Annotated in this window: 12 protein-coding genes; 5 read left to right on the top strand and 7 right to left on the bottom strand. The window is 38.4% G+C overall.

From position 1 onward, the window contains the following. Window positions 1-10 precede the first annotated feature (10 nt). Both AC1D0K_RS21730 and AC1D0K_RS21725 read right to left on the bottom strand, forming a co-directional pair. The gene (locus tag AC1D0K_RS21730) at window positions 11-3,193 is read right to left on the bottom strand and encodes a T9SS type A sorting domain-containing protein (protein WP_477463096.1); all 3,183 of its coding nucleotides are present in this window, start codon (window positions 3,191-3,193) and stop codon (window positions 11-13) included. Between the two features lie 468 nt (window positions 3,194-3,661). After that, window positions 3,662-5,167, bottom strand: coding sequence for an ATP-binding cassette domain-containing protein (locus tag AC1D0K_RS21725; protein WP_477393740.1), 1,506 nt, complete (start codon window positions 5,165-5,167; stop codon window positions 3,662-3,664). A gap of 788 nt (window positions 5,168-5,955) precedes the next feature. Between AC1D0K_RS21725 and AC1D0K_RS21720 the strand changes: the two genes are divergently transcribed. Beyond that, window positions 5,956-6,123 carry a phosphatidate cytidylyltransferase gene (locus AC1D0K_RS21720; RefSeq protein WP_477393738.1) on the top strand — a complete coding sequence of 56 codons (168 nt, stop codon included), beginning with the start codon at window positions 5,956-5,958 and terminating at the stop codon, window positions 6,121-6,123. A gap of 95 nt (window positions 6,124-6,218) precedes the next feature. After that, window positions 6,219-6,674, top strand: coding sequence for a PA2169 family four-helix-bundle protein (locus tag AC1D0K_RS21715; RefSeq protein ID WP_477393736.1), 456 nt, complete (start codon window positions 6,219-6,221; stop codon window positions 6,672-6,674). 63 nt (window positions 6,675-6,737) lie between these two features. Here the strand turns inward: AC1D0K_RS21715 and AC1D0K_RS21710 are convergent, their stop codons facing one another. From AC1D0K_RS21710 to AC1D0K_RS21700, 3 genes are all read right to left on the bottom strand, one after another. Continuing rightward, complete coding sequence (locus AC1D0K_RS21710; RefSeq protein ID WP_477393734.1) at window positions 6,738-7,181, bottom strand: hypothetical protein; 444 nt, start codon at window positions 7,179-7,181, stop codon at window positions 6,738-6,740. A gap of 105 nt (window positions 7,182-7,286) precedes the next feature. After that, window positions 7,287-7,502, bottom strand: coding sequence for a hypothetical protein (locus AC1D0K_RS21705; RefSeq protein ID WP_477393732.1), 216 nt, complete (start codon window positions 7,500-7,502; stop codon window positions 7,287-7,289). Between the two features lie 180 nt (window positions 7,503-7,682). Then, window positions 7,683-7,901, bottom strand: coding sequence for a hypothetical protein (locus tag AC1D0K_RS21700; protein WP_477393730.1), 219 nt, complete (start codon window positions 7,899-7,901; stop codon window positions 7,683-7,685). Window positions 7,902-8,248: 347 nt separating this feature from the next. On the opposite strand from AC1D0K_RS21700, the gene AC1D0K_RS21695 reads away from it, so the two are divergent. Together AC1D0K_RS21695 and AC1D0K_RS21690 are read left to right on the top strand one after the other, a co-directional pair. After that, entirely contained in the window at window positions 8,249-8,818 is a 570-nt protein-coding gene (locus AC1D0K_RS21695; RefSeq protein WP_274209329.1) for an RNA polymerase sigma factor, read from the top strand. Then, on the top strand, window positions 8,776-9,939 hold the full coding sequence (locus AC1D0K_RS21690; protein ID WP_477443010.1) for a S1C family serine protease: 1,164 nt from the start codon (window positions 8,776-8,778) through the stop codon (window positions 9,937-9,939). The genes AC1D0K_RS21695 and AC1D0K_RS21690 overlap by 43 nt, the downstream gene beginning before the upstream one ends. Before the next feature lie 269 nt (window positions 9,940-10,208). Here AC1D0K_RS21690 and AC1D0K_RS21685 read toward each other — a convergent pair whose 3' ends face one another. Then, window positions 10,209-11,405: an NADH-quinone oxidoreductase subunit D gene (locus AC1D0K_RS21685; protein WP_477393744.1), complete on the bottom strand. Its 1,197-nt coding sequence runs from the start codon at window positions 11,403-11,405 to the stop codon at window positions 10,209-10,211. Between the two features lie 146 nt (window positions 11,406-11,551). Next, entirely contained in the window at window positions 11,552-12,400 is an 849-nt protein-coding gene (locus AC1D0K_RS21680; RefSeq protein WP_477393725.1) for a cupin-like domain-containing protein, read from the bottom strand. Window positions 12,401-12,660: 260 nt separating this feature from the next. Here AC1D0K_RS21680 and AC1D0K_RS21675 point away from each other — a divergent pair, with 260 nt between their 5' ends. Beyond that, window positions 12,661-13,542 (top strand): glycosyltransferase family protein, encoded by an 882-nt coding sequence (locus tag AC1D0K_RS21675; protein WP_477393723.1) that lies wholly within the window; start codon window positions 12,661-12,663, stop codon window positions 13,540-13,542. Window positions 13,543-13,574: the final 32 nt, after the last annotated feature.

Raw genomic sequence — 13,574 nt, 5'->3', positions numbered from 1 at the left:
GAGAAATAAATTATTGTTTGATTAACTTTTTTTGCCCTAAGGTTTTCTTCGTTGAGCTATCGGTCACTTCTACTATGTAAGCTCCTGGCATTAAATTGTATGCATTTACCTTGATGTTATCTCCTGGATTTTTTGTGTTTATTACCGTATTCCCCATCAAATCGGTAACACGCACCTGTACCTGCTTAGGAATAGTTGACGCATTAATTTTAATATTGAACTGGGTTATAACCGGGTTAGGATAGACTGAAAAGAAATCATCTGCTGTTGATGACTGGCTGTTGAAATTTAACGTTGCTGTGCTGTAAGTAATATTGCCAAAAGCATCAACCTGCTTTAACCGGTAATTATTGACGCCGGTTAAAGGACTTTTATCTACAAAGGTATAATTGCCACTGCCATTGCTTTGCACAGTATATAATGTTGTAAACTGGTCAGATCCATTATTCCTTTCTATTGTAAAGCTGGTGAAAGTCGTTTCTTTTTCAACTTTCCAGGTTAATAACGCGGTGTTTTTAACCGCTTTGGCTGTAAAACCAAGGAGATGGTAATTGTATTCGCTGTTTTTATTAAATACCAATTCAAAGCGATCGCTGCCATAGGAGGAAGCATCATTACGATCGACTTGGAATAAATACTGTTTGTATTTGCTAAAAAATATAGAGTCCTTTTTATAATGATCAATTAAATATACATCAAAGCGGGGATCAAGCGAATCAAAGCCGGTAGCCGATAAAGTATCGAGTGTAGTTGATGATGAGGCGGAAGCGTAAAGCTTTATTCTCATTGATTCATCAATACTGTGCATATGATTGATGGCCAATTTTTTATTGCTGTTAAAGGCATAACTTGTTAATGATACGGCGCTTCCAATCCCTTGCAGGTAATCTGCATCCTTATCGCTTTCATATTCATTTTTGGCCTCAGGCTCAAAAGTTAAAATAATATCATCGGCATTGATTGAATCCTGCGATAGTTTGATCCTGAGCATTTGGGATACCAAAGCACTTTTAAACAAAAGACCGTTACCCGTATTTTGGGTGTTTATTTTAGCCCCTTCGTGAAAAGTAAGTTTTGCAGCAGTAACTGTTTTGGATGAATCCACCTTAACAAAAAATCCCTGGCCGCTTAGGAGGATGTGACTGGAGTTACGTGTCCCCAATCCGCCCGAGGTACCTTGCTGGTAAACGCCGTAATTATTGCTCCTGTAATCATAAACGTAAACGGAGTTTTTTAGGTTGGGGCCGTATATGCCTGTGCCCGGATCTGTTGCTGCATTGGTAAAATCGTCCCAGTCAATAGATGATGGGTAGGGGTTACCTACTAAGTTAAACCCCCTGACATAACTTGGCGATATATAGTTATTAATTGCGGGGATGTTGGTGTATGAAAGAAATGTAGTTGATTTAAACCAAATTTTAACCGGAATATCCCCCTGGTTGATAGTACCTATAGCGGTGGAAGTAGATGACTCAGGATCGGCAAATTTACCTCCTGAGCGCGTCACTTTACTGGCAACAAGTGTTTTATCTCCAATATAATAAAGCATATAGCCATTGCCTACAGGGAGGGTTGCGCTTATTGAGCCGGTGCCCGCGTTGTCAGCTACAGAGAAAGTAGTACCGGTGTTGATGGCCTTAACACCTTTAAAATTCCCGCCATTAAACGAGGCTGCACTTGATGTCAGGTCTTCCCTGTACACATATATGGTGGAGTTACCAGCCCCCAAAGAGGTAAAGCCAGAACCTGTTCCACCTGGACCAGCTGTAAAAATGGATGATGGTGAGGTGCTTAAAAAATCAAGGCTGTAAAGAGCCGTAGAGCTAGAGTTATTGGTAATCGAATTGTTATTAATAGCAGAAGATACTAATCTATATCCCCTGTATGTAGCAACTGCTCCTCCGCTAAAATAACGTTCAACGTTAAAAGTGCCGGCGGCAGATGAACCAGAACCTAACGCCCCAATTGTTGCAGAGCCATATTGATTTGATTGTAAGGTGAAGGTGCCGGAACTATTGTTAATAATAGTAGGATTGGAAGCACTGGTACCTGTTGCATTTATTACCGAGGTAGAGGCCAATATAAATGTGCCCGTATTGAATATGGAAGTATTGGTTCCTAATGAGTTACCGGTTCCGCTTATATTTATAGTACAGGGAGATTGAGTAAGGCCTGCATAAAATGTAGCTGAGTTACTGATGTAGTTTTTATTGCCACTGATCGAAATAGTTGAATTGTTCTGAGCTGTAAAAGTAGCACTTGACGAATTTGTAATATTTACGGTATTACTTGTGCTCATTGTTAATGTTGATGCATCCAATGTAAACGTAGCTGTCGAGCCGGTATTGGTAAGGGCACAACTTTGGGTCGTCATGGATATTGTAGATCCAGAGTCAACTTTGAACGTCTTTGTATTATTTAATGAGTGGCCATTATTACCAGTAGGGCCAAAATTTATAGTTGTTCCACTGCCATAAAAGTTGGCAGAAGAGCCTGTATTTTGAATATTTGAGTTTTGACCGGTAATGGAAAAAGTTGATCCATGGTCTCTGAAAGTGCCCGTATTGTTTAATATAGACCCCGTACCACTACCTGTTAAGGTAAATGTCGAGCTTTTTGAATTTACGGTGCCTGTATTTGAAAATGTATTCTTAAAATCCAATTTGAAAGTACTGCCGGTTAGGATTGAAAGGTTCCCGTTATTAGTTAAATTTCCCTGGTTATTTGAAATATCAAAAATAGAACTTGCCTTGAAATAGAAATTCGTTCCCGAAGAAATGACAATTGATGATTGATATCCAGGAGTGGAAGTACCGCCAATATAAAAATAGCCTGTACCTGAAAACGTTAAGCCCGTTGATGCACTTGACGGTTGCCCGGTTATAAAACCCGAAGAAACAGTAAGATTTGCCGATGAACTTCCCGAAGCTATATTAACTCCTGATACGGTACCAATTTGAAGTGCGGAGATAGTGAGGGTACCGGTAAACGTTATAGTCACATTGGATGTGTTGATAACGGCTATATCACCTGTTCCTGAACTACCTGGGTATCCTGTGTTAGGTAACCAATTTGAATTGGTGTTCCATGTACTGGAGCCAGCATTATTCCAGACATAGATAGTTGCATGTAACGTTTCAGTGCTTAATAAGCAACTTAAAACCAATAAATAAAAAAGTACACGTGTCTTCAAATGAGTATAATTTATAAGGTTTATGCAATAATGATGCTAATGGAATTTTACCCTTTAAAAATACATAAATTATTAATAATGAAGCTACTTAAATGTAATTACGGTAATTTAAAGTTCTTTAAATTAAAATATTTGTAATTTTATATTGCCTTAAAGTTACTATTGTTTACCCAAAATGGGGAATTGTTTCCCCCTTGAAACTATTGGTTTATTTAAAGTTGTTTTTGGTGAAATGGAAATCTTTATCAGTTATTAAAATTAACTATTGAGATAGAATAACTGATGGGCGATTTTTCTTTTTTCTTGCATAAAAAAAACTATTCGCTGGCGTTTGCCCAGTTTATCATTCCGTTAACAGTAGCATGGCCAAGCCGAAGCACTCCGGTGGAGCGCTTTTGGGATTAAGGAGCAGAAATTAAACGCATCGAAGGCTTAGGGTGTGTTAAAATAAAGATTTGTTAAATCCTTTTAACTCACCACCTTGCCCTTGTCCAGATTCAGTACTTTATCAACACTATTGGGTATTTCATGCTGGTAGTGGGTTACGTAGATGAGGGCTACATTACTAATGCTACATAGCGTATCAACTAGTTTTTTAAAATGAAGTTGCTGATGGTCATCCATACCCTGGCAGGGTTCATCAAAAATTAACAAAGATGGATTTTTGATAAGCGCACGGGCCAACAGGCATAAACGCTGGGCGCTCGCCGGTATGTTTTTTAGCAAGGTGCGGGCATACTGGTCAATCTCCAACGTTTTCATCCAACGTAAGGCTATCGCGGCGCGCTCCTTATTGCTTGGCCTGAATAAACCCAGCGTATCATAATATCCCGATTCAATCACCTGCAGGCAGCTATTATCGGTTGGAAAGTATTGGTGCAGTTCGGGCGATACAAAACCTATTTTCTTTTTTATGTCCCAAATGCTTTCGCCGGTGCCTCGTTTTTTATCAAACAGAATAATGTGATTTGCATAGGCCTGTGGATTATCGCCATTAATTAAACTCAGCAATGTTGATTTTCCTGCTCCGTTTGGTCCAAGCAATGCCCATCTTTCGCCGGGTTTTATCTCCCAGTTTATATCGTCCAATATCACTTTATTGCCATATTGAATATGCACCTTGTCCATTTTTACAATTTGGTTGTACGGTATGGATGCCCCATTGAGGTTTAGCAACGCGCTAAGTTCGGCAGTATCAATAATATCGGTAACTTCTTGGTTAAACTGGTCGGGGTTAAAATTATCCTTAGTGCATTCATGAATAATAGCGCCGTTGTTTAAAACAGCAACGTGTGTAATGGCTGCAGGGATTTCATGTGCCGATGTCGCGATAATGAGGTTGATTCCGGAGGCAGTAATTTGCTCAATGATGCCATTGAACTCCTGCCGCGTTTTTACATCAAGCCCCGTCAGCGGGTTATCCAATAATAACAATACCGGGTTTTTTAGTAAGGCCGCTGCCAGCATAAGGCGTTTGGTTTCGCCGTTTGATAGTTTTATTAATTGTTTATCGCGCAGTTGTTGCAGGTTGAGCAGGTTAAGCACCCTGGCGGGCGTCCACCAGGTGTTGGCGTGGGGTGCACTATTAACAACCATTAAATAATCATCAACGGTTAAAGCATCTTCCGAATCGAAAGAGTTATAGCGTTGCTGGTAATAAAAATCTGTAGTATTTGATAAATTGCGAAAATGATGCCTGGGTTCGACAAGGGCTATTAGTTTGGTTTTAGCACTAATGCCGTCGGCAGTTGGTAATTTGTTTAGGAGTTCATCTTCAAAATGCCAGGTAATGGTGCCACCCGTAACATTGAAACGGCCGGCTATGGTTTGCAGTAATGCGCTTTTGCCCGAGCCACTGGGGCCTATAAGCGCCCAGTTTTCACCTTTGTTTAACTTGAAGTTAAGGTCTTTGAACAAAGTGTTGTTCAAAAACCTAACTGTTGCATCGTTTATCAAAAAAAATACTTTACCCATAGCCTGTTCAATAGCAGGCAAAAGTAGTAATCCGGATTATCAAAAAGTGGCAGTTTTGAGTATTATTTTGCCATAAAATTTGGTTTACTAAACTTATGCTGTTCTTTTAAGCGATTGGTTTGGAGCTATATTGGCATTGCTCTTATTCAGCCTGTTCCATCCTTCTAAGTTAATAGTTTCTGCTTTTACAAAATTATTGCAGCTTTTATTGGGGCATGTAACAATCCAGTATTTTTTTGATTGTTCAATTTGAGGGCGGCTTCCACATTTAATGCAGTTTTCGCATTGAATGTTGGGTTGTATTTCTAAAGTCATAATAATATGTAGTTATAGATGGATATTTCAAAATTAGTAAATAGTATGAGCAGTACGAAAAGTTTAACGAAAACCTACGTTATAAGTATGTACTGATCAATTTTGGAAAAGCTTTACTGATTTTTACATGGCTTATAATAAGTTGTTACAGGAGTAATCCATAATTGTTTTATACGCTTTTAAAATTTAAATAATCAATAATCGCTCCGTTTGTAAATAGAGGGCAGTATGTGTTGCCATTTTGATGATTTAGTAATAAAAAATGTGCAATATTTTACTAAATATGTATACACTGCTATACATATTTAAAAACTCATTTTTAATAAAATTCAATACATTGGCTCCTATTTATGTACTATTTTCTGAAAAAAAGATGTTTTTTTAATCAGGTCTGATTATTGTATTTGTTCATAAAACAGGGTGATAAATAAAAGGCCCTTACATGTAAACTTTATCTATTATAAAACATCATTATGAAAAACGTACATTTAGTATTCATCTCCCTGTTCATGTTTGCCCTGAGCGGCTGCTCTGTAATAGGAGGGATATTTAAGGCTGGCGCCGTAGTAGGCGTTATAGCTGTGATTGTAGTTATATTGGTTATTGTATGGTTGATTTCATTATTTCGGGGAAAATCGTAAATGATAAAATTGTTTATTATTTAGATAATTTTTAATTATTTAGTTAAACAAATTAACTTGTTTGTCGTTTATTTCAATACAAAACATTAATTACCATGGAAAATACACAAGCAACAGCAGAAGTTTTAAATGATCTGGTACAGATCAACAACGACCGTATTGAAGGATACAATCGCGCGCTAAAAGATCTGAAAGATGGCGAAGGAGATTTGAAATCACTTTTCCTGAGCATAATTGACGACAGTAATCGTTACAAAAACGAATTGGGTAAAGAAGTTGAAGTTTTAGGTAAAGACATTGAAACCAGTACCACAACGAGTGGTAAAATTCATCGTGCCTGGTTAGATGTTAAGGCCGCCTTTACAGCTCATGACACTCATGATATTTTGGAAGAATGTGAGTTTGGCGAAGATGCAGCCGTAAAAGCATATAAGGAGGCTTTAAACGAAGAATATATTCCTGCCTTTTTACGCGAAATAATCACCCGGCATCATGATGAAGTGCTTGATGCGCACGATGAGATAAAAGCCCTGCGCGATAATGTTCATTAAAATTTACTTATTGACGAGGAAAAAGGAGCGGTATTTAATCGCTCCTTTTCGTTTTATAGGAAATTAATTTTCAGGATCAATAATTACCGATTGTACCAGCCAGCTGGTACTTTCAGACCAATCGCCGCCCTTGTATAGCATTTTTAAATTCCAGGATGATTTAACTGTTTTGCCACTCTTATCAATAAATCTAACAGTTGACCGTATTTGATAACTGTTTGCTGCAGTATCAATAATAGGAGTAAAGCTATTGTTAGGGAACGAGGCTGTACCGGGTTGGGCTAAATGCTCTCTGACAAATACTTTAGCCGTTTCAAATGCTTCTTTTGCCGTAGGCTTAATGTTAATATGTACACTACTGTTTTTGCTGATACCTAAAATTACAATGATGAACGTAACAAAAAAAGCAATGCTATATAATGTAGCCGTTTTTATGTGTGGATGTTTGTGCCAACCTATGCTTTTACGTTCGGCATCACTTAAGTTTGTCCATTCGGAATATTTCATACCACATTAAACAATATTGGCTTAAATTGTTTTGCAGATAAAATTTGGGCAAAAAAAAACGCTCTGGAAAACCAGGGCGTTTTTAGAAATCTAAAAAAAGTAAGATTACATTTTTTTAGCAGTGTCTTTTTTAGCTGAATCAACTTTAGCGCTATCTTTCATTGCGTTCATTTTAGCAGCAGTATCCATTTTAGCTGAGTCCATTTTAGCTGAATCTGTTTTAGCTGAATCTGTAGCAGATGAAGTAGAAGCACCTTTACAAGCTGCAAATGAAGTAGCGATAGCTAAGGCAACTAAGCCTAATTTGAATGAATTTTTCATGTTCAATTTTTTAATAAGTGATTTAATAGTTTTCATCTTAATACCTTAATTGCAAAAAGGTAACCCATAATTTAAAAATAAATTAAGGATTACCTTTTTAATTGTAAAAAAAACTAAAAAATCAATAAAAAGGGAGCAAGGTTTATACTTGAGCCCTTTTTATATATGCTTTATCAGCAATTATTTTTTTGCAGTATCTTTCTTTACTGAATCAACAGCAGCAGCACCAGCTTTTGCAGTTGAATCAACTTTAGTAGCTGAATCAGTTTTTGCAGAATCAACTTTTACTGAATCAGTTTTAGTTGAATCACCATCAGTTTTTTTAGCAGAACCACCACAAGCTGAAAAAGAAACAGCGATAACTAAAGCAACTAAACCAGTTTTTAATAAATTTTTCATTTTCAAGAGTTTTAAAATGTTAATATTTTTTGATCGTTTTCGTTATTAATACCATAAGTTTAGAAAGGTAACCCATGAAATTTAATAAAAAATAAATTCTATCAATTTTATAGCATTTATCGTGATTGGGAACGTTTTGTGGGCGAGTTTTTTTATTGCAGATTTGCCGGCATTATTACCGGCATTATTAAATGTAACGGAGAGGTTACTTTGTTGTTTTTGCGGTATTAAAAACAAATTGGTATTTTAAAATTGAAAAAGCATATAGCAAGGTTTTGTAATTTTATTGGCTACGATTTATTTTTTTTACCGCAATGGGTTACATTTTCGTATAAACAGTATTAAGAGTGAATAAAGACTTAAAAGCTTCGGCACCAACAGATAGCGAGATCGTTCTTGGGATACTTAACAATTCGGAAATAGTATTAAAAAGGTTATATACCACCTATTTCCCCATGATATTACAGTTAATTATCAACAACAACGGGAATGAGGATGATGCCAAGGATATATACCAGGAAGCTATCATTGTTCTTTATAATAAGATAAAATCGGGCGAATTTGAGTTAAGCAGTAAGCTTAAAACATATATTTATTCGGTTTGCCGCAGGCTTTGGCTTAAAAGATTAAGCCAGATGAACAGGTACGGAGGGGACATCAGGGATTTTGAAGAATACCTGCCTGTTGATGATGAGGTTGAAAAACATAATGACCGGGATATACAGTTTAATAAAATGGAGGCAGCGCTCCAGTTATTAGGCGAACCCTGCAAAACCATTATGGAAGATTTTTATATACATAACAGATCAATGCAGGAGATTTGTGAACGTTTTGGCTATACCAATGCTGATAATGCCAAAACGCAAAAGTATAAATGCCTGCAAAGGCTGAAGAAATTATTTTTTCAGCAGAAGTAAAGGAGAGTAAAGAGATGAGTGAGAATCAACTTTTGGAATTAATTGAACGGTACCTTGATGGCGATATGACTGCTACTGAGCGTACAGAGTTTGAATTGTTGCGTAAAAAAGATGCCAGCGTTGATAGCAAGGTAGTAGAGCATAAATTGTTTATTGGTTTAATTAAACAATATGGCGAGCGCCTGGAACTTGAAAAACGTTTGGATGCTATTCACAATGATATTGATGTACATGCACTTAAAGAGGAATTGATGATACATCCTAACTGGATTGTTCAGTTATGGAGGCATCACCATTCAAAAATATCTGTTGCCGCTTCAATAGCTATTTTTGCTATATTAAGTACACTGTTTTTTACAGGTAAGCTTAATAATCACGATTCAAGTTTTGTTGAGCTGAAACAGGAGATTGGAAAAACAAAGGATCAGGCTAAACTGCTTGATCGTAAGCTTGATGGTTTTATTAAAAGCTCCAATAGTACTGCTAAACCTAAAATGACCAATCCTGGTAATTTTAGGGGTACAGGATTTGCTTTATCATCAAATGGTTATATAGCAACAAACTATCACGTTGTGAATGGCGCCGATTCCATTTATGTGCAAAATGCATCAGGCGAATCTTTTCACGCTAAAGTAATTTATTCCGAACCACAATATGACCTGGCCATTTTACAGATCAATGATGCTTCATTTAAAGATCTGGGGAATGTTCCTTATAACTTCAAGAAATCTATCAGCGATCTTGGTGAAAACGCATGGACATTCGGATACCCGGGTGGTGAAGAGGTTTACGGACCGGGCTCATTAACAGCAGCCACCGGTTACTCTGGCGATACAACAGAATACCAGGTTTCTATACCTGTTAATCCGGGCAATAGCGGTGGCCCGTTATTGGATGACAAGGGAAATGTTATTGGTATTATAAGCGGCAAGCAAACACAGGTTGCAGGCGCCGCGTTTGCTAAAAAATCAGCTTATTTATTAAGAACCATACAAAATATACCATCCGATTCGTTAACTAAATCGTTAACCTTAAGTACTAAAAATACCTTAGCTGGCTTAAGCCGACCACAACAGCTTAAGAAACTTAAAAACTATGTGTTCATGGTTAAGGTTTATTAATATTGCCCAATTCCAATAAAAATTAATAATTAAAAGGAGATATCGAAAGGTGTCTCTTTTTTTTTGAGCAAGGATTTTTAGAGTAAGGAGCAAGGATTTTCGGACGAAGGACTTTTTTTGAGTAAAGAACAAGGGAAAGAAAGGATGCAATTTGCAACGCCTACAAATTAATTTTTCTCCTATGAATCAAATTCTGCTAATTCTTTAATTCTGAAAATTCTGATTCAGACAAATGCGACGGATGGGCGCGGATAACAGCCGTGTGGCCTTTACCTATCCACCTCGCCCAAAACAAAATCGATAGAGCCTACAATAGCAATCAAGTCGGCTATGAGTACGCCTTTGGATATTTCTGGTAGCACAGAAAGATTATTGAAGCTTGGGCCACGGGCTTTTACACGTGTGGGGATCTCCGATTTGCCATCGGCTACAAAATAAAAACCCAGCTCGCCTTTGGCGCCTTCGCATCGTACATAATAGTCCTGAGCTTTGGGAATTGTTTTACGGGGCATTTTGGCCCGGGGGTCAAAATCGGGTGTGCGCTTCAGTTCGTTTTGCAGGCGATCAAGGCATTGTTCCACAATCCTAAGCGATTGTTCTATCTCATCAACCCTTACCTTATAGCGGTCCCAGCAATCGCCAACAGTGCCCATTATACCGGTACCTATCGGAATCTCAAAATCAAGCTCAGGATAGGCCGAATAATTGTCAATCCGTCGTAAGTCCCACTTCAAGCCCGAAGCACGCAGCATAGGACCAGAGCAGCCGTAGTTAATAGCCACATCCAGCGGCAGCACACCTACATTGGCTGTGCGGGATATAAATATCTGGTTATCGGTAAGTAGTTCATTAAGTTCAACCATTTTGGGTTTAAAGTACTCTACAAAATCGCGGCAGCGCTCTTCAAAACCAACAGGCAAATCGTAAAACAAACCACCGACCCAAATATAATTATAAAGCATGCGCGAGCCCGAAGCCCATTCCAGCATACCCATAATATGTTCACGGTCTCTAAAACACCATAAAAAAGGAGTGAAGGCACCAATATCAATACCGTATGTGCCAATGGCAATCAGGTGCGATGCAATGCGGTTAAGTTCGCAAACAAGCACGCGGATGTATTCCACCCGTTTAGGGATATCTTTATCAATCCCCATCATTCGTTCAACACCCATCACAAAAGCGTGGCTGTTGTTCATAGAGGCCAGGTAATCCAACCTATCGGTAAATGGAATAGTTTGCTGGTAGGTTAATGATTCGGCATGTTTTTCAAAACAGCGGTGCAGGTAACCAATATGAGGGATAACTTCTTTTACAATTTCCCCATCAGTAATCAGCTCCAAACGCAAAACACCATGTGTAGATGGATGCTGAGGGCCCATATTAAGCACCATATCCTCCACACTGGCATCAGCAATTTTTTTATTATAATTAATGAGTGCTTCTTCGTATTTCTGATTAGTGATCACCAATGTTGTTTCCTGTTTTGTTGGTGCCAAAAATCAGCATTTTTTTCTTTTATCGGGCAAAATTGGTATAAAATTAAATGGAGTACAGGATAAATATGCAGCGTAGCTACGCCATGCTTTGCATCCTCAGCATACTGTGGTTTTTATTTTCCCTTAAATCCCTCGCTAATCTTTGAGGTTTGTGTAGCCACCGCGGCATAGGCATACATGGCCACTGCTTTCAATTTACTCTGCCGTTTTTTAAATGTCCAAACGTCTTCCATAAATTCTTTGTGGTTTTTGTTGTTGAGTGTATCAAAAGCTACCGAAATAGTTGGCGTAAGCGAATAGGCCGTATGCCAGGTACCAAAAGGGATAAATAAAGTTTCGCCGGGGCCAACTACAAAGTTGATGGGGGTTGCATCTTTAAATAAGGGGTGCTTATCAAAATCAGGTTCAAAAACGTTTACTTCAGAGCGCCATGGATCATCCGCGCGTGGGTATAGCATATGCTCTTGTCCACGCGGGAAAACGGTAAAGCGCTTTTGGCCGTAAAGCTGGGTAATCCAGGCATTAAGGTGGTAATAATCAATATGCATATATGGGAACCTGCCACCAGGGCCGCCAATAAACAGCTCGGTAGCGCCGCCCCATTTGCCTATGCTGAACATTTTATTTTTTAACCAATTTGGCGATGCATAGTTCAGATCCAATGGGTCTAAAAGGGGCATCAACTCTGGTATGGTTGATGGTATATCAAATATAATAGGGTATACGGCTGGCTTTTCTTCGGTGCTGGCCTCTACCATATCCATGGCTTGTTTCATGGTGAGGGTATTGCCCCTTACGTCGGTTTTACGATCGGGATAGTTTTCCCTGAACCAATCCGGACTAAACAGACCATTCGCCTTCCAAACTTTGGCGGCATTTGTAAAAACCAGCGGAATGCCCGGTTTATAATGCTCCTCCATAAATTCTTCGTAGGTGATATTGTCTCTTCTTATGATATCCATGGTTTATTAATTAGGGTTGTTGATACAATCTTAAGTAAAATATTTTACTTATTATGTTCGTATTAGCGTGATAAAACGTTTGAAAAAGGCTTGTTTTTTTTTAATGAGTTTTACGAAGAAAAGCGCATGAAAGTTTATAGAAATCATGATAATCCTGTTTGAAATTTTTATGATAGAGACGTTTGCGGTGGGTGTGTTATTATATTGGGCTCAGCAAAGCTTTTTTGAAGACTAATCACAATTTAAATACCTTTGGCTTAATGAAAGTATCCGGATTTACATTTATCAGAAACGCGGTTAAAAACGACTACCCTATTGTTGAAGCTATTAATTCTGTTTTACCTCTTTGTGATGAGTTTATAGTAGCCGCCGGTAACTCTGATGATGGTACCCGAGAACTAATTGAGGCTATCGGCTCGCCTAAAATCAAAATAATTGATACCATTTGGGATGATTCGTTAAAAGATGGGGGAGTCGTTTTCGCGGTTGAAACAGATAAGGCTTTTGCAGCAATCTCGCGTGATAGTGATTGGGCTTTTTATATCCAGGGCGATGAAGCTGTGCATGAAAAATATCACCCCATCATTAAAAAGGAAATGGAAGATGCTTTAAACAAGCCAAACATCGAAGGTTTGCTGTTTAAATACCGGCATTTTTATGGCTCATATGATTACTACGGCGATTCGAGACGCTGGTATCGCCGGGAGATTCGTTTATTGAAAAATATTAAAGGTATAAAAGCCTATCGTGATGCGCAGGGTTTCAGGCTGGATGGCCGTAAGATAAAAGTGAAGTTGATTGATGCCTATATATATCACTATGGTTGGGCTAAGCCACCTCAAGGCCTCAACAATAAAATTCGCAACTTTAATAAGTTTTATCATGATGATGCCTGGATGGCGCAAAACCTACCCGAAACTTACGAGTTTGATTACAGCAATGCCGATAAATTGGTACGCTTTACAGGCACCCACCCGGCGCCTATCCTGAAGCGTATTGAGGCTACCAACTGGAATATAGACTTTAGCACCAAAGAACTGCGTAAAAGTATGACCTTTAGGCGTAAGTTGCTTCAAAAGGTAGAGCAGATTACCGGCTGGCGGATAGGCGAGTACAGGAATTATGAAATTGTGGAACGGTAGCATTTTTTACCGTCATTGCGAGGTACGAAGCA

The organism is Mucilaginibacter sp. P1_A3 (assembly GCF_056406855.1).
This window is presented reverse-complemented; position numbering and strand designations above follow the sequence as displayed.